Source organism: Streptomyces resistomycificus (assembly GCF_001514265.1).
Classification (GTDB): Bacteria; Actinomycetota; Actinomycetes; order Streptomycetales; family Streptomycetaceae; genus Streptomyces; species Streptomyces resistomycificus.
This window is the reverse complement of record NZ_KQ949005.1, coordinates 144,064-164,912: the sequence shown is the minus strand read 5'-3', so window position 1 is coordinate 164,912 and position 20,849 is coordinate 144,064. Positions and strand designations below refer to the sequence as shown.

The window sequence follows — 20,849 nt, the reverse complement described above, 5'->3', positions numbered from 1 at the left end:
CCCGTAGGGGTTAGCCACGGAGTCGGGATCACGACGGGTGCGTGCGGAGCGGCGGCCCGGGCTCAGCCGGCCCGGTGGACCACCGCGTCGCAGAGCTCCATCAGCGCGGCCCTGGCGTCGCAGTCCCGCAGCGGGGCGAGGGCGGCCCTGGCCTCCTCGGCGTACCGAACGGTGTCCCTGCGTGCCTGCTCCAGCGCGGGGTGTGCCCGCAGCGCCTGGAGAGCCTCCGCGTGCCGTGCGTCGTCGCTCAGGTCGGAGTCCAGCAGCTCGCACAGCGCGATGTCCTCGGCCAGCCCGAGCCGCTGCGCCCGCTCGCGCAGCCGCAGCACCGGGAGGGTCGGGATGCCCTCGCGCAGATCGGTGCCCGGCGTCTTGCCCGACTCGTGGGAGTCGGAGGCGATGTCCAGGACGTCGTCGGCCAGCTGGAAGGCGACGCCCAGCCGCTCGCCGTACTGCGTCAGCACGTCGATCACCGTCTCGTCGGCGCCGGACATCATCGCCCCGAAGCGGCAGGACACCGCCACCAGCGAGCCCGTCTTGCCGCCGAGCACGTCGAGGTAGTGCTCGACCGGGTCGCGGCCGTCGGTCGGACCGGCCGTCTCCAGGATCTGACCGGTCACGAGGCGCTCGAACGCCTCCGCCTGGACCCGGACGGCCTCCGGCCCGAGGTCGGCGAGGATGTGCGAGGCGCGCGCGAACAGGAAGTCGCCGGTGAGGACGGCCACCGAGTTGTCCCAGCGGGCGTTGGCGCTGGGCACCCCGCGGCGCACCTCGGCCTCGTCCATCACGTCGTCGTGGTAGAGCGTCGCCAGGTGGGTCAGCTCCACGACCACCGCCGACGGCACGATGCCCGGCGCGTGGCGGTCCCCGAACTGGGCGGCAAGCATCACGAGCAGCGGCCGGAACCGCTTCCCGCCTGCCCGCACCAGATGCTGGGCGGCCTCCGTGATGAAGGGGACCTCACTCTTGGTGGCTTCGAGCAGTCCCTCCTCGACAGCCGCCAATCCGGCCTGGACATCGGCTTCCAGAGCCTGGTCCCGCACGCTCAGCCCGAACGGCCCGACGACGGTCACGAGGGATCTCCTGTCTGCTGGTGTCTACTGGCGATTACACGGTTTGTCGATAGGTCGCTGCCATCACTCGAGTCAGCGTATCCGGTCACGTTTCGATCACCGATAGGGCCCGTCCGTCCAGCCCGGGCGGTATCGGATCACGACGGGTATGTTTTTGATCACTTGAAAAGAACGGATATCTATCGATTTACATGGAAGTAGGGCAGTGTGTCCCGAACCAGCGTCGATACCGCGCCCGGCATCCGGCCCCGTCCCGGGGACGACACCATGCAGGCCACCCTGATCCTCTCCCTCGCCGACACGGTGGCGCACGGCGGCACGGGAGCGCCGGCCGGGACCACCGCGGGCCCGCTGATCACCGCCTGGCTCGACGGCCACCGGGGCCGGCACGGGAGCTTCTCGGCGGCCGCGATCGGCATGCCCCTCGGCCTGGTGCGGTCCGCCGTGGGACGCCGTCACCTGGCCGGGCGCAGGTACGCGGCCGGGTTCGCCCGCGCGCCGGAGGCCATGGGCCGCATGATCCGCCTGATCGTCGCGGGGGCCGTGGCGAGAGCCGTGGCAGGGGCCGTGATCGCGACGGTCCTGCCGACGAGCGGGCACACCGTCTCCCAGCCCGCCCACCTCGGCGTCAACGGCGCGACCGCGGTGGCCGCGGGTCCGGCCCGGACGGCAGCCGCGCCCCGGCTGCGCCGCACCATGCACCCGGTCCACTGAACTCACGGGGTCACGCTCATGCACATCCGTACGTCCTTCCCCTACGAGACGGCCCACGAGGACCTCCGCATCCCGCTGTCGGACGGGACCCTCCTCTACGCGCGCGTGTGGCGCCCCCTCACGGACGAACCAGTACCCGCGATCCTCGAATACCTGCCGTACCGCCTCACCGACTGGACGGCGCCCCGCGACTGGCAACGCCATCCCTGGTACGCGGGCCACGGTTACGCCTCCGTACGAGTGGACGTGCGCGGGCACGGCAACAGCCAGGGCATGCCCACCGACGAGTACTCGGCGACCGAACTGGCGGACGGGGTCGAGGTGGTGAACTGGCTGGCCGCACAGCCCTGGTGCGACGGCGGGGTCGGCATGTTCGGCATCTCCTGGGGCGGCGTCAACTCCCTCCGGATCGCGGCTCTCGCACCCGAGCCGCTCAAGGCGGTCGTCACGGTCTGCTCCACCGACGACCGCTATGACAACGACGTGCACTACATGGGAGGTTCCGTCCTCGCGGTGGACATGCACGCCTGGGCGGCCACCATGCTGGCCTTCGCCTGCCGGCCGCCGGACCCGCGGTACGTCGGCGAGGCCTGGCGGGACATGTGGCTCAAACGCCTGGAGGAGGTCGACCCCTTCGTCCACACCTGGCTGGACCACCAGACCCGGGACCGCTACTGGCAACGCGGCAGCGTCCGCGAGGACTACGGCGCGATCGACGCCGCCGTCCTCGCGGTGGGCGGCTGGCACGACCCGTACCGCGACACCGTGCTGCGCCTCGTCGAGAACCTCCCGGCCGACCGGGTACGCGGCCTGATCGGCCCCTGGTCCCACCAGTACCCCGACCGCGGCCTGCCGCCCGGCCCCGCGATCGGCTTCCTCCAGGAGACCCTGCGCTGGTGGGACCACTGGCTGAAGGGCACGGACTCCGGTGTGATGCGCGAGCCCCTCCTGCGCGCCCACGTCACCGACTCCCACCCCCCGGCCACCGTCCACCAGACCCTGCCCGGCCGCTGGGTCGGCGAGCCGGCCTGGCCCTCCCCCAACGTCTCGCCGGTCTCGCACGCCCTCCTGGGCCCCCCTCTCCTCGTCCGCTCCCCGCAGCACACCGGTGTGGACGCCGGCCGTTTCCTCCCCTTCGGGAACGACGCCGACCTGCCGCCGGACCAGCGGGAGGAGGACGCGCGGTCGGTGTGCTTCGAGTTCGAGGCCGAGGAGGAGACCTGGGTGCTGGGGCGGCCCAGGGTACGGCTCAGGCTTTCCTGTGAGGTGCCGCGCGGGCAGGTGATCGCCCGCCTGTGCGACGTCGCCCCGGACGGCGCCTCGACCCTGGTCACCCGGGGCGTGCTGAACCTGTCGGCGCGGCAGGGGCGGGACCGGAGAGTGCCGTGGCCGCCGGGCGCCACCGAGGACGTCGAGTTCGAGCTGAACGGCATCGGACACGCCTTCCCCGCCGGGCACCGCGTCCGGCTCGCGGTCTCCTCCGCCTACTGGCCGTGGATCTGGCCGCAGCCGGAGTCGGCCGCGGGCTTCACCCTCCACCCCGAGGGCAGCCTCCTCGAACTCCCGGTGCACAACCGGGAGACGGGCGCGCCGGTCGTCTTCGAGGAGCCGGAACAGTCCGAGCCGCTCGGCGTCAACTTCCCCGCCACGCTGGACGAACCGCGCCCGGCACGGCTGGTCGTGCGGGACGTGGCCAAGGGTGAGTGGCGGCTGGAGGTCGATCCGCGCTACGGCGGCACCCGGGTGTATCCCGACGGCCTGGAAGTCACCGAGGACGCCCTGGAGACGTACACGATCAACGAGTCGGACCCGCTGTCGGCGCGCGCCCGCTCGGACTGGTCCATCGGGCTGCACCGTCCGGAACCGGCCTGGGAGGCGACGGTCCGTGCGCGGTCGGAGCTCACCTGTGACGGGAAGGACTTCCTCACCTCCAACGAGGTGGTCTGCACGGACGGCGGCGAGGTGGTCTTCCACCGGACCTGGGAGAAGCGGATCCCACGCACGGCCGGTTGACTACGAGTTGGGCTCATTGCCCGTTTTGCCACTCTTGCGCCTGCCCGTGAGTTGGGTCACTCGCGCCCCTTTCCGGCCCCCTCGCCGCCGACCGGCCCTTCCCCTTGCCCGGTGCGCCAGTTGAGTCTTGGCAACCGCAAAGGATCAAGCGCCTCATATGCCTCAGACCAAGGTCAACAGGGGCGATGTGTGATTCCGCCACTTGTAACGGACATGTGCTCTCGCATACGTTCCGGGCCTGTCGGGCGGACGCCTAATCCTGCCGCCGCCCCGCAGGACACCCATCGACCATCACCGCACGGCAGGAGCGGGGGACCCAGGTAAGTCGCCGGACCGGAGATCACGCCGGTACGGCTGGGGTTAAGTCGCGCCGCCTCACCGCGGTACGGCCGGGCAGCTCCCGCCCGAACCCGACAGCTCACCTCGTAGGCGCCGGAGAGGAACATCGCCATGGCCGTACGAGGCAACCACCGTCGTCCCCGAACCAGCCCGCTCACCCGAGGCGTCGTCACAGCCGGCACCGGCATCGCCGCCCTCGCCCTCCCGCTCCTGGGCGCGACCGCCGCGAGCGCCGCACAGCCGGCCAAGGCCCCCGCCACCGCGCCGGCCGCGGTGCAGACCAAGTCCGTCACGCACACCACGGTCAAGGGCGACACGCTTTACGGCATAGCGGACAAGTACGACACTCCGGGCGGCTGGCAGCAGCTCTACAAGGACAACCGCAAGGCCGTCGGCGACAACCCCAGACTGCTCCAGACGGGCGTCGAGCTGACGGTCAGGACGGCGAAGAAGGCGGCCATGCCCGCCAAGAAGTCCACCCAGTCCGCGACCACGGTCACCCAGGCGTCGGTCAAGACGTACGCGAACAACCTCGACGGCTGGATCCGCGAAGCGCTGGACATCATGGCGCAGAAGGGGATTCCCGGCTCGTACGACGGCATCTACCGCAACGTGATGCGCGAGTCGTCCGGCAACCCCCAGGCCATCAACAACTGGGACTCCAACGCGGCCGCGGGCACCCCGTCCAAGGGCCTGCTGCAGACCATCGACCCGACCTTCCAGGCGTACCACGTGGACGGCACCTCGTGGGACCCGTACGACCCGGTCGCGAACATCACCGCGGCCTGCAACTACGCGGCCGCCCGGTACGGCTCGATCGACAACGTCTTCGGGGCGTACTGAGCCCTACCCGCACCCGAACAGTCGCTCGAGGACGGCGGCCACGCCGTCGTCCTCGTTCGACAGGGTGATCTCGTCGGCCACGGACTGGAGTTCGGGGTGGGCGTTGGCCATGGCCACACCGTGAGCGGCCCAGTCGAACATGGGGATGTCGTTGGGCATGTCCCCGAAGGCCACGGTGTGTTCGGGCCCGAGCCCCAGATGGTCGGCGGCCAGCGCCAGGCCGGTCGCCTTGGTGATGCCGCATGGCTGGAGTTCGACGGTCCCGGGACCCGACATGGTGACCGTCGCCAGGGAACCGATCGCCGCGCGTGCCGTCGCCGCCAACTCGTCGTCGGACAGGTCGGGATGGCGCAGCAGCACCTTGCTGATGGGCTCGCGCCACAGGTCGTCGCGCCGCCCGACCCGCACGGCGGGCAGGGTCGGGTGCGGCATCAGGTAGCCCGGCTCGATGAGCGTCAGCCCGTCGACACCGTCCTGGTCGACGGCCGCGTACACCTCGCCGACCTCAGCCTCGATCTTGCCGAGCGCGGTCTCGGCCAACTCCCGGTCCAGGGTGACCGACCACAGCAGTCGGTCCGCGCCGGCGTCGTACACCTGCGCGCCCTGCCCGCACACCGCGAGCCCCCGGCTTCCCAGGTCGTCGAGGAGCGGCCGCACTCTGGGCGCCGGGCGGCCGGTCACCACCAGATGCCGGGCTCCGGCCGCCGCCACCCGAGCGAGCGCGGCGAGGGACCGGTCGGAAAGGGTGTCGTCGCCTCGGAGCAGCGTTCCGTCCAGGTCGGTGGCGATGAGTGAATATGCGGTGGGAGCGGCCATGATCAGAGAATACGGATGGAACGCCCCGCCGACTCGACGCGAACCGGACGGCCCCAGCCTTCACATCCGTTGACCCGCACTCCGGTTGAGCGCTCATGCGGAGTCCCGCACCACCAGTTCCGTGGGCAGGATCACCCCGGCCGTGTCCTCGCCGGCGATCTGGGCGAGCAGCATACGGACCATCTCGGCGCTGATGCGGTCGAAGGGCTGGCGGACGGTGGTGAGGGCGGGGGTGACGGAGGTGGCCGCCGGGGAGTCGTCGAAACCGCCGACAGCGATGTCATCGGGAACCGAACGGCCGGACTGCTGCAGTGCGTTGACGACACCCTGGGCCATGAGGTCGGAGGCGACGAACACCGCGTCCATGTCGGGCGCCCGGGACAGCAGGCGGCGGGCGGCCTGCTCGCCGCCGCTGCGGGTGTAGTCGCCCTCGGCCACCAGTGCCGGGTCCTGGGGCAGCCCCGCCTCGTCGAGCACCTCGCGGTAGCCGGCCAGGCGGTCGGTGCCGCCGGGAAGGTCCAGCGGACCGGTGATCATGCCGACGCGGCGGCGGCCGGCGGCGAGGAGATGGCGGACCATGTCGCGGGCGCCGTCACGGTCGTCGGCCGCCACGTAACTCACCTTGGCGCCCAGGCCCATCGGCTTGCCGCAGGCCACCAACGGGATGCCCGCGTCCCGCAGTTCGGCGGCGACCGGGTCCCCGCTGTGGCTGGAGACCAGCAGCACCCCGTCGACGTGGCCGGTGGTGATGTACCGGGTGAGGCGGCGCCGGTCGTCGTCGGTGGCGGCGAGCATCAGCAGCAACGGGATGTCGTGCCGGGCCAGGTGCTCGGTGCATCCGCGCAGCAGCACGTTGAAGTTGGGGTCCTCGAAGAACTTCTCCTGCGGTTCGGTCAGCAGGAAGGCCACCGAGTCCGAACGTCCCGTGCTGAGGCTGCGCGCATGCCGGTTGACCACGTAACCGGTCTTCCTGATGGCGGCCTCCACGGCCCGGCGCGCGGCCGGGGAGACGTAGTGGCCGCCGTTCAGGAAGCGGGAGACGGTGCCTCGCGACACACCGGCCTCCCGCGCCACGTCGTGGATCGTGGGAGGTCGGCGGCGTCCGTTCGCGCTGGTGGTCATGTTCCTCGTTCGTGTGTGCGTACGGGCGTTGAGCGCTTCAGGCCTTGATCGAGCCGCTCAGCAGGTCCAGGGACCAGAACCGCTGGATCACCAGGAAGAGCGCGATCAGCGGGAGGATCGCCAGCAGACATCCGGTGATGACCAGGGTGTAGAGGGCGGGCTGCGAGGCGCCCTGCGCGAGCAGCGTGTAGAGGCCGAGGGTGATCGGGAACTTCTCGTCGTCGGCCAGCATCACGTACGGCAGCAGGAAGTTGTTCCAGATGCCGACGAACTGGAAGAGGAACACCGTGATCAGGCCCGGCATCATCATGGGTACGGCGATCCGCGAGAAGATCCGCCACTCGCTCGCGCCGTCCATGCGGGCCGCCTCCATGAGTTCGGCGGGCACCGAGGCGGCCGCGTAGATGCGGACCAGGTAGACGCCGTACGGGGAGAGGATCGACGGCAGCAGCATCGACCAGTACGAGTCGGCCATGCCCGTCTTCGACAGCAGCAGGTACTGCGGTACGGCCAGCACGACGCTCGGCACCAGGACGCCGGCCAGGAGCACCTTGAAGATGAACTCCCGCCCGCGGAAGGCGAACCGGCCCAGCGCGTAGCCGCCGGCGGCGGAGACCGCGGCGGACAGCAGGGCGCCGAAGCCCGCGTAGAACACGGAGTTGGCCATCCACTGCCAGTAGATGCCGTCCCGGTAGGCGGTCAGCTCGCTCAGGTTGTCGAAGAGGCCGGTGCCGGGGGCGAAGGTGAAGGTGGAGAACAGCTCCGACCGGTTCTTGGTCGCCGCGATGACCACCCAGGCGACGGGGACCAGGCAGTACAGCGACCCGATGATCAGCACGAGGGTGGGCACCCACGCGGTGCGCCGCGCTCGGGCGGGCTTTCCGGTGGCGTCGGCGGTGAGGGTGAGGGGGGTCATGCCCGGTCCTCCCGGGTGTAGCGGTCGGAGATGCGCAGCAGGGTGAAGGAGAGGACGAACGTGGCCAGGGCCAGCACGACCGCGGTGGCGGAGGCGCCGTAGACATCCGATTTGAGGAAGGCGCTGTCGTAGATGGCCATCAGCGGACTCCACGTCGTGGAAAGGCCGTTGGTCAGCGGCTTCAGGGCCATCGGCTCGGTGAAGACCTGGAGGGTGGCGATCACCGAGAAGAAGAAGGTGAGCACCAGCGAGGGCATCACGATCGGGATCTTGATCTTCAGGGCGATGTTCAGGCTGGACGCGCCGTCGATCCTGGCCGCCTCGTAGATGTCCGGCGGAATGGCCCTGAGCGCGGTGTAGATGACGATCATGTTGAAGCCGGTGCCGCCCCAGACCGCGATGTTCGCGAAGGAGAGGTACAGGTTGCCGCCGTCGAACAGGTCCGGCTGCGGCAGGTCGAACATGCGCAGCAGGTAGTAGAACGGGCTGACGTCCGGCAGGTAGAGGAAACCCCACATCAGGGCGGCGATGATGCCCGGCACCGCGTACGGCAGGAAGATCGCGAGCCGTGCGAAGGGGGCGCTGCGCGCCTTGGGAGTGTCCAGCATCAGCGCGAAGACCAGCGCCAGGCCCAGCATGGTGGGGATGACGATGAGGCCGTAGCCGAACGCGCGCAGGACGCTGTGGCCGAACTCCGAGTCCTGGAGGACGTCGGCGTAGTTGCCGAAGCCGTTCCAGACCTGTTCGCGGGCGCCCTTGCCGAGTCCGATGCCCTTGACCTGGACCTTGTGGAGGCTCAGCCAGACCGCGTACCCGACGGGGATCACGGTGAAGGCGGCGAACAGGACCAGGGTCGGCACCAGGAACCAGTACGGTGCGCTGCGGCCACTGCGGCGGGGGCGGCTGGGGCGGACGGACTTGGCGGTGCCGGTGCCGTCCGCCAAGGGCCCGACCGAGACGCGGTCGGAGCCCTTGAGCGGAGCGCTGGTCATGCCTCGGTCACCTCGAAGCCCTGCTTCTTCATGTCGTCGAAGGTCTTCGACTGCATGGTGCTCAGGGCGGAGGTGAACTGGGCTTCCTTCTTCGCCTTGGCGGCCTTGCCGAAGCCGTCGTTGAAGGCGGTGTAGGCGGTCTGGACGTTCGGGCCCCAGGCGGCGGTGGCCGTCGTGGCGGCGATCTCCGCGGCCGTCGTGTAGAAGTCCTTCTGGTTCGGGAAGAAGGCGGGCGTGGTGAGCACGTCGCCGGACTGGCCCTTGGTGGCCGCCGGGTAGATGCCGACCTCCTTGACCAGGGCGGCCAGCGCCTCCGGGTCGGTGTTGATCCAGTGCGCGAACTTCGCCGCTGCCTCGGCGTGATCGGAGTCGGTGGAGACACCGGTGGAGGAACCGCCCCAGCTGCCGGTGACGTTCTCGCCGGCCTTCCACTGCGGCAGCGGGGCCATACGCCACTTGCCCTCGGTGTCGGGGGCCGAGGAGACCAGCACGCCGGGCGCCCACACGGCGGAGACCCAGGCGATGTGGGTGCCCTTGTTCAGGGCGTTGTTCCAGGCCGGGGTGTACATCGGCTGGTTGTCGAGGACGCCCTCCTGGACCAGGCCGCCCCAGAACTCGGCGACCTTCCGGCTGGCGGCGTCGTCTATGCCGACCGTCCACTTGCCACCACTGTCGACCGTCCACCACTTGGCGCCGGCCTGCTGGGTGAGGCCGGCGAACAGACCGGGGTCGCTGGAGGAGAAGGTCGTCAGGTAGGCGTCCGGGAGGGCCTTCCTGGCGGCGCGCGCGGTCTCGGCGAACTCGGTCCAGGTCTTCGGCACGGTGAGGCCGTGCTTCTTGAAGAGGTCCTCGCGGTAGTAGAACATCAGCGGTCCGGAGTCCTGGGGGACGCCGTAGACCGCGTCGGTGCCGAGGGTGACCATGTCCCACAGGTTCTCGGCGAAGTCGCTCTTGGCGTCACCGACGTACTTCGAGATGTCGGCGAGGACGTCGTTGGAGACCAGCGTCGGCAGCGACTGGTACTCGGCCTGGATCAGGTCGGGCGCGTTGCCGGCCTTCTTCGCCGTGATCACCTTGGTGAGGATCTCGGCGCCGCTGCCCTGCTTCGACACGGTGACCGTGATGTCCGGGTTCTTCTTGTTCCAGATCGCGGCGACCTTCTCCATGTTCGGCGCCCACGACCAGTAGGTCAGCTTGACCGGGCCGCCACTCTCGCCGGAGTCGTCGTCGGAACCGCCGCAGGCGGCGGAGGTGCCGGTGAGGCCGAGGGCTGCCGCCCCGGCGAGCATGGTGCGCCTGCTGATCTGGCGGCGGTGGATCGACATCTTCATCTCCCCTGACTTGAGTCAGCCGGTCTCGGAAACGTCCCGCGTTCGCGGCAACCGCCGTGGGGGGAGGGCTGCGGACACGTGACCGAAGGGCTGTGCGCGAGGGCCGCGCGGCTCTGTGATCGTGCACAGTAGAGAATTGTTTCGTCCCCTTGTCAATGGCGGGTGCCTGGGGTTACCTACTTGTTGCCCCTGGATGTCAGCCGGAGCCGTTACTGTGCACGATCACAGAAAGCTGACGTCAGCTCGGCCGATACCTGGGAGCCACCGCATGCCCTCCGCCGCCCCGCACGACCGCCTGCCACTCGCCTTCGGGGGCGACTACAACCCCGAGCAGTGGCCGCAGGAGGTGTGGGAGGAGGACGTACGGCTGATGCGCGAGGCCGGCGTCACGATGGTCTCGCTCGGCATCTTCGCGTGGTCCCGGATCGAACCCCGGCCCGGCGCGTACGACTTCGAGTGGCTCGACCGGATCATCGGCATGCTGCACGAGGCCGGGATCGGGGTGGACCTGGCGACCCCGACCGTCGTACCGCCCGCCTGGTTCTACCGGGCACACCCGCGGGCGCTGCCGGTGACGCGGGAAGGCGTCCGGCTGGCGTTCGGCTCCCGGGGGGCGATCTGCCACTCCGACCCCGACTACCGGGCGGCGGCCGCGGAGATCACCTCACACCTCGCGTCGAGATACGGAACGCACCCGGCCGTCGTCCTGTGGCACGTCCACAACGAGTACGGCGCCCCCGTCCTGGCCTGCTACTGCGACACCTGCGCCGCGGCCTTCCGGGTCTGGCTGCAGGACCGATACGGCACCCTCGACGCCCTCAACCAGGCCTGGGGCACCGCCTTCTGGGGCCAGCTCTACGGCGACTGGGAGGAGATCGGGGTGCCCCGCACCACGCCGACCGTGGGCAACCCGGCCCAGGAGCTGGACTTCCAGCGGTTCGCGGACGGCCAGGCCCGCGCCAACTTCGTCGCCGAGCGGGACATCCTGCACCGCCTGTCCCCCGGCGTGCCGGTGACCACCAACTTCATGGTCGCCCCCAGCCAGTGTTCCTCGATCGACTACTGGGCGTGGGCCCGCGAGGTCGACCTGGTCACCAACGACCACTACCTGATCACCGACGGCCGCCGCGCCCACGTCAACCTGGCCCTCGCCGCCGACCTCACCCGCTCGGTCGCGGGCGGGGCGCCCTGGCTGCTGCTCGAACACGCCACGTCGGGCGTCAACTGGCAGCCGCACAACCCCGCCAAGGAGCCCGGCCGGATGGCCCGCGACTCCCTCGGCCATGTCGCCCGCGGCTCCGAGGGCGCGATGTTCTTCCAGTGGCGGCAGTCCCGCAGCGGCGCCGAGAAGTTCCACTCGTCGATGCTGCCGCACGGGGGGACGGGGACGCGGGTGTGGCGGGAGGTGGTGGAGCTGGGCCGCCGGGTGGGCGAACTGTCCGGCCTGCGCGGCACCCGCACCCGGGCCGACGTGGCCATGGTCTGGTCCTGGGAGTCCTGGTGGGCGCAGAACCTGGACTGGCGGCCGAGCCGGGACCTCGACGCGCGCGAGCGACTGGACTCCTTCTACGAGGCCCTGTACGACCGGCACCTGACGGTGGACTTCTTCCCGCCGGACGGGCTGGCGGACCTGGACCCGGCCCGGTATCCGCTGCTCGTGGTGCCCCAGCTGTACTCGGCGCCCGCCTCCGTCGCCGCCGGCCTGGAGCGGTACGTCTCACGCGGCGGGACCCTGCTGGTCTCCTTCTTCTCCGGCATCGTCGACGAGCACGACGCCGTGCATCCCGGGGCGTATCCGGGGGCGCTGCGGGACGTGCTCGGGCTGACCGTCGAGGAGTTCGACCCGCTGCTGCCGGGCGAGGCCGTCACCGTGCGCACCACCGAAGGCGAGGTGCTTCGGGCCGACGTGTGGTCCGAGTACGTCGTCCCCGGCGACGGCTGCGAAACACTGGCCGTCTTCACCGAGGGCCGCACCGCCTCACGCCCCGCGCTCACCCGGCGGGCGCTCGGGGACGGGGCCGCCTGGTATCTGGCCACCCGGCTGACCGGGGCCGACCTGGGGGCGGTCGTGGACCTCGTGCTCGCGGACGCGGGAGTGCGTGGGGTCGACCTGCCCCGGGATGTCGAACTCGTCGTCCGGGAAGGCGAGTCGGACGAGTACTGGTTCGCCGTGAACCACACCGACGCCGAGGTGAAGGTCACGCTGCCGGACGGCAGCCGGGTCGCCGTGGGGGCGGGAGCGGTCGAGGTGGTGCGCGCGGCCCGCTGAGAGCTGCTCGGGGGGACCCCCTCCTGTTCTTTCTCCGTTGTTTGCTGCCCGTTGCTCGTCCTCCGTTACTCGTCCTCTCCTGCTCGTCCTCTCCTGCTCGTCCTCCATTGCTCGTCCTCCGTTGCTCGTCCTCCGTTGTTTGTTCTTCCTCTGTGAATTTCATCGTGAAGGGACCCTGACATGCGCAGACGCAGTGTTCTCGCCGCTGCCGGAGCCGCCGCGCTGGCTGTGCCGGTACTGGGCGCGGCCCCGGCCGTCGCGAGCCCCGCCAAGCACCGTGGCCGCCTGGAGATCCGGGGCATCGACATCTCCTCGCTGCCGAAGAACGAGGACAAGGGGGCCGTCTACCGGCGCGCCGACGGCCGCCGCCAGGACCCGGTCCGCATCCTCGCCGAGGCGGGCATCACCCACGCCCGCCTGAAGGTATGGGTCAACCCGGCCGACGGCTACAACAACAAGGCCCGCCTCCTTCCGCTGGCCCGTCGCCTGAAGCGGGCCGGCATAGGCATCTGGGTCGACTTCCACTACTCCGACACCTGGGCGGACCCGGCGCACCAGTCCAAGCCGGCCGCCTGGGCCGACCTGGACGTGGCCGGCCTGACGCGTGCGGTCTACGACCACACGGCCGACGTCCTCGGTGCGCTGCGCCGCCAGGGCACCCCCGCCGACCTGGTGCAGGTGGGCAACGAGCTCAACGGCGGCATGCTCTGGCCGGACGGCGACTGGGAGCACTGGGACAACCTCGCCGCCTTCCTCAAGGCCGGTCTCAGCGCCGCCCGCGACACCACCCCGCGCATCCGCACGATCCTCCACCTGGCCAACGGCGGCGACAACGGGCTGTACCGCTGGTGGTTCGACAACGCGGTCGCTCTCGGCGTCGACTTCGACATCATCGGGCTCTCCTACTACCCCTTCTGGCACGGGCCGGTGGAACAGGCCGCGGCCAACATGGCCGACATCACGGCCCGCTACGGCAAGCCGTGCGTGATCGCCGAGACGGCCTACCCGTTCACGCTGGAGAGCGAGGACGACGTCAACGACATCATGAACGACCCCTCGCAGCTCACGCCGGGCTACCCCGCCACGCCCGAGGGCCAGGCGGCCTGGTTGCGCGCGGTGGCCGACCTCGCCGCCGCCGTGCCGGACGGGCAGGGCCTCGGGCACTGCTACTGGGAAGGTGCCTGGACCTACCGCTCCGGCAGCGGCTGGAACCCGCAGGACCCGATGTCGGGCAACGCCTGGGAGAACCTGGCGCTGTTCGACTTCGAGGACCGTGCGCTTCCGGGGTTGCGGACCCTGGGGCGGTATCGGGCGTAGTGGTGGTGGCGGGGCGGGTGGCGGTGCCGGGGCCGGAGCTGCCCCTCGGTGCCGGGGCCGGGGGTGAGGTCCGGCGGCGGAGGGCCGAGGACGCGTGGAGGTCTGCCAGGACAGGTGTCTCGGCCGTAACGTGTGGCCCGACAACGTGTGGCGCGACCACATCGAACGCACGGTTCGCACGAGAGTGAGGCAGCACCCCATGCCCCCCTTCGACGTCCCCGAGGGCGACCCCTTCGGCCCGCACAACCTCCCGTACGGCGTGTTCTCGCTCCCCGGCACCGAAGGGTCCGCCGGTGCCGAAGGGTCCGCCGGTGCCGAGGGTTCCGCCGGTGCCGCCGACCGTCGGGTCGGTGTCCGTCTCGGCGACCACGTCCTCGACGCGGGCGCGGCGGCCGCGGCCCTCGGCTCCCCGTACGTCTCCCTGCTGGCGCGCCCCTCCCTCAACCCGCTGCTCGCCGCGGGCCGCACCGCGTGGTCGGACGTACGGCGCGCGCTGACCGCGTGGGTGACGGTGCCCTCGCACCGCGAGACCATCGAGTCGCTGTTCCACCCCCTGTCCGAGGTCACCCTGCACCTCCCGTTCGAGGTGGCGGACTACGTCGACTTCTACGCCTCCGAGAACCACGCCCGGAACGTCGGCCGGATCTTCCGCCCGGACGCCGAGGACTCCCTCACCCCCAACTGGAAGCACCTGCCCATCGGTTACCACGGCCGCTCCGGCACGGTGGTGGTGTCGGGCACGGACGTCGTACGCCCGTCGGGACAGCGCAAGGCCCCCTCCGACCCCGCCCCCGTCTTCGGCCCGTCCGTCCGCCTGGACATCGAGGCCGAGGTCGGCTTCGTGGTCGGGACACCCTCGCGGCAGGGCTCACCGGTCGCACTCGGGGACTTCCGCGAGCACGTCTTCGGACTGTGCCTGCTGAACGACTGGTCCGCCCGTGACGTCCAGGCCTGGGAGTACGTCCCGCTCGGCCCGTTCCTCGGCAAGTCCTTCGCCACCTCGGTGTCGGCGTGGATCACCCCGCTCGACGCCCTGGAGCCGGCCCGGGTCGCGCCCCCGGAGCGCACCCACCCGCTGCTGCCGTACCTGGACGACTCGGACGACGAACCCGGCGGCTACGACCTGCGTATCTCCGTCTCCGTCAACGGCCACGTCGTCTCCGAGCCCCCCTTCTCCTCCATGTACTGGACGGCCGCCCAGCAGCTGGCCCACATGACCGTCAACGGCGCGTCCCTGCGCACCGGCGACCTCTACGGCTCCGGCACGGTGAGCGGGCCCTCCGAGCGCGAACGCGGCTCCCTGCTGGAGCTGACCTGGAACGGCCGCGATCCCCTCGAACTCCCCGACGGCAAGCGGACGTTCCTGGAGGACGGCGACGTGGTGACCCTGTCGGCCTGGGCTCCCGGCCCGGACGGGACCCGGGTGGGTCTGGGAGACGTCACCGGCCGGGTGGTGCCGTCCCAGGCCCACCCCGCATCCCACTGAACGACTTCCGACACCTGCCGCAGGCCGCCTGTCGCCGTCATACTGGCGACAGGCGGCCGGTGTGTGAGGACGACACCGGCACCGCCCGGCCCCGTGCACCGCTCGCCCTGTCGCGTGCGGCGCGCCGCACGCACGTCACGCCGGTAGCAAGTCCCGCACCGACACGACACCCGGACCAGCAGTTCTTCCGTCTCTCCCGACTGTCCCGACTGTCCCGACTCACCCGAGTCCCCCGACCAGGATCCGGAGCCCATGGCATGACTGTCTGCCTGCTCCTGCTGAGCGCCGTCGCCCTGGCGGCCGCAGTGCCGGTTCCCCGCGTGCTGACCCGGGCCGCGTGGCCCGACCGCGACCCGGTGGTCGCGCTGTGGGTGTGGCAGTGCCTGGTCGCGACCGTCCTGCTGTGCTGTCTGGCGGCCCTGGTGCTGGGCACGGCGGCGGTCTTCCACACCGTCCGCGACCGCGTCTTCGCGCCCGCGCCGCCCGCCGTGACCGCTGCGTACGACCTCTCCGCCGCGTCGCCCTGGGCCGCCGGACTCACGCTGCTGCTGGCGTGCGGGGCGGGCTGGACGACCGCGATGCTCGCCCGTGAGCTCTTCGAGGCCCGCCGACGCCGCGGCCAGGCCCGCGCCCATCTGCGCGAACGCGCCCCCGACCTGCCGGCCGGACTGCCCGCCTCACGCGGTCCGCTGCTCGTCCTGGAGGACGAGTACCCGGACGCCTGGTGGATGCCGGGCAGCCCGCCCCAGCTGATCGTCACGACCGGCGCCCTGCACCGGCTCACCGACCACCAACTGGACGCGGTCCTCACCCACGAGCGCGGCCACGCCCGCGCCCGCCACGACTGGCTGCTCCACCTCTCCACCGCCCTGGCCACCGGCTTCCCCCGGGTCCCGCTCTTCGCGCACTTCTGCGACCAGACCCACCGCCTGGTCGAGCTCTCCGCCGACGACACCGCCTCCCGGCGCTGCGGCCACCTGACCACGGCCCTCGCCCTGATCGAGCTCAACCAGCACCGGGGCGTCCTCTCCTGCGCCTCCACCCACCGGCTGCTCGGCGAACGCGTGGACCGTCTCCTGGAACCCCAGCCGCGCCTCCACCCGCGGCACCGGGCCCTGACGACGACGGTGGCGGCCCTGGTGCCACTGCTCCCCCTGCTGATCACGTTCGCCCCGGGCCTGACGGCACTCTCCTGACCCGGCACCCGGCTCCTGTCCGAGCGGCACTCTCCTGACCCGGCTCCTGTCCGAGCGGTCCTCTCCTGTCCCGGGCGGTCCTCTCCTGACCAGGCCTCAAGTGGCCTCACCCCGCCCCTACCCCCGCCCCCGCCCGAGCGCGAGGCGGGCACGAGCCGGGCGCCCTGCGGGCCCTGTGGGCCCCGCCGAGTGGCAGATCTCCCGCACCCCCTCCGGAAACCGCAGGTCAACGGCGGAAGCGACGCAGCTCATAGTGGCGCAACAATTCCGCAACACGACTTTCCCTACCGGCTCGGTATGGTTCAAAACATGCCCGCCTCCGACCGCATCCGAGACCACGCCGGCCAGGGCGCGACCACAGTCGCCGCCCACCGTGCGCGGCGCCGGCTGCGCGCGGACCAGGCCAGGCAGCTGGCCGACCTCCTCCGCCACCAGCTGCTCACCGACGGCTTCCCGGACGGCACCCTCCCCCACGAGTCCGCCCTCGCCGCCGACTACCGCGCCTCCCGCAACACGGTCCGCCAAGCCCTGGACCTGCTGCGCGCCGAAGGCCTGGTGGAGCGCCTGCCCGGCGTCGGCACGGTCGTGGTCGGCCAGAAGTACCCCCACGGCCTCGACCGCCTGATGGGGCTCGCGGAGACCCTGCACGAACACGGCCGGGTCACCAACGAGGTCCGCACCATGGGCCCCGCCCCCGCCCCCGTACCGGTGGCGGAACGCCTCCGGATCCCACCCGGCACCGACGTCCTCTACATCGAACGTCTGCGCCGCCTCAACGGCCTCCCCCTGTCCCTGGACCTCACCTACATCCCCCTCGACATCGGCACCGCCCTGCTCGGCGCCGACCTGGAGAACACCGACGTCTTCCGCCTGCTGGAGACGATCACCGGCCGGCGTCTCGGCCACGCCGAGATCACCCTGGAGGCGGTGAACGCGGACGCCCACTCCGCCACCGTGCTCGAGGCCCCGCGCGGTGCCGCCGTCCTCATGCTGGAACGGCTCACCCACCTCGCGGACGGCCGCCCGGTCGACCTGGAGTTCATCCGCTTCCGCGGCGACCGCATCACCATGAGCGGCCTGCTGCACCGGTCCCTGTAAGAAACCCTCCCGCGCACCTTTCCGGAGACAGCCATGCCCTTGGCGCCCCAGCGGGCCGACGTGCCCGTGACCATCGACGAGTCGAAGTGCATCGACGGCTGCACCCTCTGCGTGGACATGTGCCCGCTGGACTCCCTCGCCATCGACGAGAGCAACGGCAAGGCATACATGCACGTCGACGAGTGCTGGTACTGCGGCCCGTGCGCGGCCCGCTGTCCCACCGGAGCCGTCACGGTCAACATGCCCTATCTGCTCCGGTGAGAGGCCCCGAACTACCATGAGACACAAAGCGTTCGCCGCGGCGGCCCTGCTCCTCCTGCCCCTGACGGCCTGCGGCGGCAACGCGGCGGCCGGCGACGGCTCCACGGTCACCGTCACCGTCGGCTACCAGTCGAAGACGATCAACACGGTCACCGCGGGCACCCTCCTGCGCTCCCTCGGCTACTTCGAGAAGCAGCTGAACGCCCTCGGCGACGGCAAGACCTACAAGGTGGACTGGCAGGACTACGCCACCGGCGCCCCGATCACCGCCCAGATGACCGCCGGGAAGATCGACATCGGCTCGATGGGCGACTTCCCGCTCCTCATCAACGCGGCCCGCGGCAAGCAGCTCAACCAGCCCACCCGCCTGGTCTCCGTCACCGGCTACAACCTCCGCGGCGGCCTCAACACCATCGTCACCTCCCCCGGCTCGAAACTCACCTCCCTCGAAGACCTCAGCGGCAAGAAGGTCTCCACCAGCGTCGGTTCGGCCGCCGACGGCACCCTCGTCCGCGCCCTGCAGCGGGCCGGCATCGACCCCGACCGGGGCATCGAGAAGCTCAACCAACAGCCGGCGGTCGGCGCTTCGGCCCTCGTCGCGGGCAGCGCGGACGCCCTCTCGCAGTTCGTCGCCTGGCCCGGTCTGCTCACCTTCCAGGGCAAGGCCAAGGCCCTGTACGACGGCGCCCAGCTGAACCTCCCCACCTTCCACGGCGTCACCGCCCGCGAGGACTTCGCCAAGGAGCGTCCGGCTGTGCTGGATGCCTTCCTCAAGGCCCAGGCGGAGGCGACCGACTACCTGGACGAGCACCCCGTGGCCGCCGCCGAGAAGGTCGCGAAGGCCACCGGCCTGCCCGCCGAGGTCGTCTACCTGTACAACGGCGCCCACGGCATCTCCACCTTCGACCCGGCGATCAAGCCCCAGCTCGTCTCCGCGCTGAAGGAGGACGTGTCGGTGCTGAAGTCGGCCAAGCTGACCGGCGACGTGGACGTGGACTCCTTCGTCGACGACCGGTACGTGAAGAAGGCGCTCGGCGCGGACTACGCGAAGCACCTCGCCTCGACCCCGGCCCCGGCCGCGAGCGAGGCCTGGCCCAAGGGGGCGACGAAGACCCTCTCCTTCAAGTCCCCCTCCCGGCTGCTCGACTACGCCGCCCGGCACCAGGGCGACCTCCGCGCCGCCTACGTCCCCGACGCCACCACCGGCACCCTCTGGTTCGCCGACAAGGCGGTCTGGGTGGCCGACGGCGACCAGCTCCTCCCCTTCGTCGCCCCGGCGACCGCACAGGCGTACCTCGCCGACCACGGCGGCGCCCGCGTCATCACGTACGCCCAGGCGCTGGAGCGGGCATCGTGACCCGGGATCCGCGGAAAGCGCCCCGGTATCCACGCCGGGCCGGCCGGTTCGCCGTAAGGGCCATCTCGCTGGCCGCCGCCCTCGGTCTCTGGCAGCTGCTGACCAGCCAGGACATCGACCTGTGGCTGCGTTTCTCGCAGTTCCCCACGGTCACCGACGTGGCCCACGCCTTCACCGACCGGCTGTCCGGCCCCGACTACTGGACCGACCTCACCGACAGCCTCACCCGCATCATCACCGGCTTCCTGCTCGCCGCGGTCCTGGGTGTGGCGACGGGCGTGCTCGTGGCACGCTCGCGGCTCGCCGAGGACCTGCTCGGCCCGGTACTGGAAGTGATCCGCCCGATCCCGGCCATCGCCCTCGTCCCGGTCGCGATCCTCCTCTTCCCCTCGAACGAGCAGGGCATCGTCTTCATCACCTTCACCGCCGCGTACTTCCCGGTCCTGGTCTCCACCCGGCACGCGGTCCGCGCGCTGACCCCCGTGTGGGAGGAGGCCGTGCTCACGATGGGCGGCGGCAGGTGGCGGATCCTCGGCTCGGTCGTGCTGCCGGGCGCGCTGCCCGGCATCTTCGGCGGCCTGTCCGTCGGCATCGGCGTCTCGTGGATCTGTGTCATCTCCGCCGAGATGATCTCCGGACAGTACGGCGTCGGTTACCGCACCTGGCAGGACTACACGGTCGTCAACTACCCGGGCGTGTTCGTCGGCATGGTCACCATCGGCGTGCTCGGCTGGCTCACCTCCACCGCCGTGGAGCTGCTGGGCCGCCGTCTGACCCGCTGGCTGCCGCGTACCTCGTACGTCCCCGCGGGACGCCCCAGCGCCCCCCGGCCTCCGGTCCCGGCACCACCCGCCCACGTCAGCGAAGCACCCGCGTCCAAGGCCGAGGAGGCACGCGATGAGCACCTCGTCTGAGACCCGGACCGCCCCTCCCACTGAGAATGCCGGTGCGGCACCGGCGCCGCCGACGGTACGCGGCACCCGGCTCACCCTCGCCGGCGCCGAGCTCGGCCGCCCCAGCTCGCCCGTCGTGTCCGGCGTGGACCTGGATGTCGCGCCCGGTGAGATCCTCACCGTCGTCGGCTCATCCGGCTGCGGCAAGTCGACGCTGCTGCGCACCCTCGCCGGCCTCCTGCCGCCGCTGTCCGGCGAGGTGACCCAGGACGGGCGCCCCCTGACCGGCCCGAGCGCCGACCGTGCCCTGGTCTTCCAGGAGGACGCTCTCCTCCCCTGGCGGACCCTGCGCGCCAACGTCGAACTCCCGCTCGCCATCCAGGGGTTGCCGCGCTCCCAGCGCAGGGCACAGGCCGAGACCTGGCTGGACCACGTCGGACTCGCCGACCGGATGCAGCAGTTGCCGCACCGCGTCTCCGGCGGCCAGCGCCAGCGCGCACAGCTGGCCCGCGCCCTCGCCGCCCGCCCGCGCGCGGTCCTGATGGACGAACCCTTCGGCGCCCTCGACGCCCAGACCCGCGCCGGCATGCAGGACCTGCTGGTCGACGTGCTGCACGGCACGGGCGCCACCGTCGTCTTCGTCACCCACGACGTGGACGAGGCCCTCTTCCTCGGTGACCGCGTGGCCCTCCTCGGCTCCGGCCGGCTGACCGCCGTACGCGACGTGCCGCACCCCCGCGACCGCTCGGCCCACGACGACCCGGCCCGCGTGGCGTTGCGGCGCGAAGTCCTCACCTCGCTCGGTACCTGAAA

The 20,849-nt window shown here is 71.2% G+C and carries 18 protein-coding genes and 1 riboswitch; of the genes, 12 read left to right on the top strand and 6 right to left on the bottom strand.

Going from position 1 to position 20,849, the window contains the following annotated elements; all coding sequences use genetic code 11:
* Positions 1 to 62 precede the first annotated feature (62 nt).
* Positions 63 to 1,073 carry a polyprenyl synthetase family protein gene (locus AQJ84_RS37415; protein WP_030038806.1) on the bottom strand — a complete coding sequence of 337 codons (1,011 nt, stop codon included), beginning with the start codon at positions 1,071 to 1,073 and terminating at the stop codon, positions 63 to 65.
* A 207-nt stretch (positions 1,074 to 1,280) separates the two neighbouring features.
* On the opposite strand from AQJ84_RS37415, the gene AQJ84_RS37410 reads away from it, so the two are divergent.
* The 3 genes from AQJ84_RS37410 (at position 1,281) to AQJ84_RS37400 (ending at position 4,982) form a co-directional block, all read left to right on the top strand.
* Positions 1,281 to 1,787: a hypothetical protein gene (locus AQJ84_RS37410; protein ID WP_030038805.1), complete on the top strand. Its 507-nt coding sequence runs from the start codon at positions 1,281 to 1,283 to the stop codon at positions 1,785 to 1,787.
* Between the two features lie 18 nt (positions 1,788 to 1,805).
* Complete coding sequence (locus AQJ84_RS37405) at positions 1,806 to 3,800, top strand: CocE/NonD family hydrolase (protein WP_030038804.1); 1,995 nt, start codon at positions 1,806 to 1,808, stop codon at positions 3,798 to 3,800.
* 282 nt (positions 3,801 to 4,082) lie between these two features.
* Positions 4,083 to 4,247, top strand: a riboswitch (cyclic di-AMP (ydaO/yuaA leader).
* Between the two features lie 3 nt (positions 4,248 to 4,250).
* Positions 4,251 to 4,982 carry a LysM peptidoglycan-binding domain-containing protein gene (locus tag AQJ84_RS37400; RefSeq protein ID WP_030038803.1) on the top strand — a complete coding sequence of 244 codons (732 nt, stop codon included), beginning with the start codon at positions 4,251 to 4,253 and terminating at the stop codon, positions 4,980 to 4,982.
* Positions 4,983 to 4,985: 3 nt separating this feature from the next.
* Here AQJ84_RS37400 and AQJ84_RS37395 read toward each other — a convergent pair whose 3' ends face one another.
* From AQJ84_RS37395 to AQJ84_RS37375, 5 genes are all read right to left on the bottom strand, one after another.
* Positions 4,986 to 5,798, bottom strand: a complete 813-nt coding sequence (locus AQJ84_RS37395; RefSeq protein WP_030038802.1) for a Cof-type HAD-IIB family hydrolase — start codon at positions 5,796 to 5,798, stop codon at positions 4,986 to 4,988.
* Positions 5,799 to 5,891: 93 nt separating this feature from the next.
* Positions 5,892 to 6,920: a LacI family DNA-binding transcriptional regulator gene (locus AQJ84_RS37390; protein ID WP_030038801.1), complete on the bottom strand. Its 1,029-nt coding sequence runs from the start codon at positions 6,918 to 6,920 to the stop codon at positions 5,892 to 5,894.
* Positions 6,921 to 6,957: 37 nt separating this feature from the next.
* The gene (locus AQJ84_RS37385; protein WP_030038800.1) at positions 6,958 to 7,836 is read right to left on the bottom strand and encodes a carbohydrate ABC transporter permease; all 879 of its coding nucleotides are present in this window, start codon (positions 7,834 to 7,836) and stop codon (positions 6,958 to 6,960) included.
* Positions 7,833 to 8,828: a carbohydrate ABC transporter permease gene (locus tag AQJ84_RS37380; protein ID WP_030038799.1), complete on the bottom strand. Its 996-nt coding sequence runs from the start codon at positions 8,826 to 8,828 to the stop codon at positions 7,833 to 7,835. The genes AQJ84_RS37385 and AQJ84_RS37380 overlap by 4 nt, the downstream gene beginning before the upstream one ends.
* Positions 8,825 to 10,159 (bottom strand): ABC transporter substrate-binding protein, encoded by a 1,335-nt coding sequence (locus AQJ84_RS37375; RefSeq protein WP_030038798.1) that lies wholly within the window; start codon positions 10,157 to 10,159, stop codon positions 8,825 to 8,827. Before AQJ84_RS37375 ends, AQJ84_RS37380 begins: the two co-directional genes overlap by 4 nt.
* Before the next feature lie 268 nt (positions 10,160 to 10,427).
* Between AQJ84_RS37375 and AQJ84_RS37370 the strand changes: the two genes are divergently transcribed.
* The 9 genes from AQJ84_RS37370 to AQJ84_RS37330 all read left to right on the top strand — a co-directional run bounded on the left by AQJ84_RS37370 (position 10,428) and on the right by AQJ84_RS37330 (position 20,847).
* Positions 10,428 to 12,428 (top strand): beta-galactosidase, encoded by a 2,001-nt coding sequence (locus AQJ84_RS37370; RefSeq protein ID WP_030038797.1) that lies wholly within the window; start codon positions 10,428 to 10,430, stop codon positions 12,426 to 12,428.
* Between the two features lie 180 nt (positions 12,429 to 12,608).
* Positions 12,609 to 13,745, top strand: coding sequence for a glycoside hydrolase family 53 protein (locus AQJ84_RS37365; protein ID WP_030038796.1), 1,137 nt, complete (start codon positions 12,609 to 12,611; stop codon positions 13,743 to 13,745).
* A 199-nt stretch (positions 13,746 to 13,944) separates the two neighbouring features.
* Complete coding sequence (gene fahA / locus AQJ84_RS37360) at positions 13,945 to 15,231, top strand: fumarylacetoacetase (protein ID WP_030038795.1); 1,287 nt, start codon at positions 13,945 to 13,947, stop codon at positions 15,229 to 15,231.
* Positions 15,232 to 15,488: 257 nt separating this feature from the next.
* Positions 15,489 to 16,427 carry a M56 family metallopeptidase gene (locus AQJ84_RS37355; protein ID WP_053193680.1) on the top strand — a complete coding sequence of 313 codons (939 nt, stop codon included), beginning with the start codon at positions 15,489 to 15,491 and terminating at the stop codon, positions 16,425 to 16,427.
* A 309-nt stretch (positions 16,428 to 16,736) separates the two neighbouring features.
* Positions 16,737 to 17,525: a GntR family transcriptional regulator gene (locus AQJ84_RS37350; RefSeq protein WP_030038792.1), complete on the top strand. Its 789-nt coding sequence runs from the start codon at positions 16,737 to 16,739 to the stop codon at positions 17,523 to 17,525.
* Positions 17,526 to 17,558: 33 nt separating this feature from the next.
* A complete protein-coding gene (locus tag AQJ84_RS37345) occupies positions 17,559 to 17,786 on the top strand; it encodes a 4Fe-4S dicluster domain-containing protein (RefSeq protein WP_010986276.1) in 228 nt (75 codons plus the stop codon).
* Positions 17,787 to 17,802: 16 nt separating this feature from the next.
* Entirely contained in the window at positions 17,803 to 19,143 is a 1,341-nt protein-coding gene (locus tag AQJ84_RS37340) for an ABC transporter substrate-binding protein (RefSeq protein WP_030038791.1), read from the top strand.
* Entirely contained in the window at positions 19,140 to 20,057 is a 918-nt protein-coding gene (locus tag AQJ84_RS37335) for an ABC transporter permease (RefSeq protein WP_030038790.1), read from the top strand. Before AQJ84_RS37340 ends, AQJ84_RS37335 begins: the two co-directional genes overlap by 4 nt.
* Complete coding sequence (locus AQJ84_RS37330; RefSeq protein ID WP_030038789.1) at positions 20,041 to 20,847, top strand: ABC transporter ATP-binding protein; 807 nt, start codon at positions 20,041 to 20,043, stop codon at positions 20,845 to 20,847. Before AQJ84_RS37335 ends, AQJ84_RS37330 begins: the two co-directional genes overlap by 17 nt.
* Positions 20,848 to 20,849 lie beyond the last annotated feature (2 nt).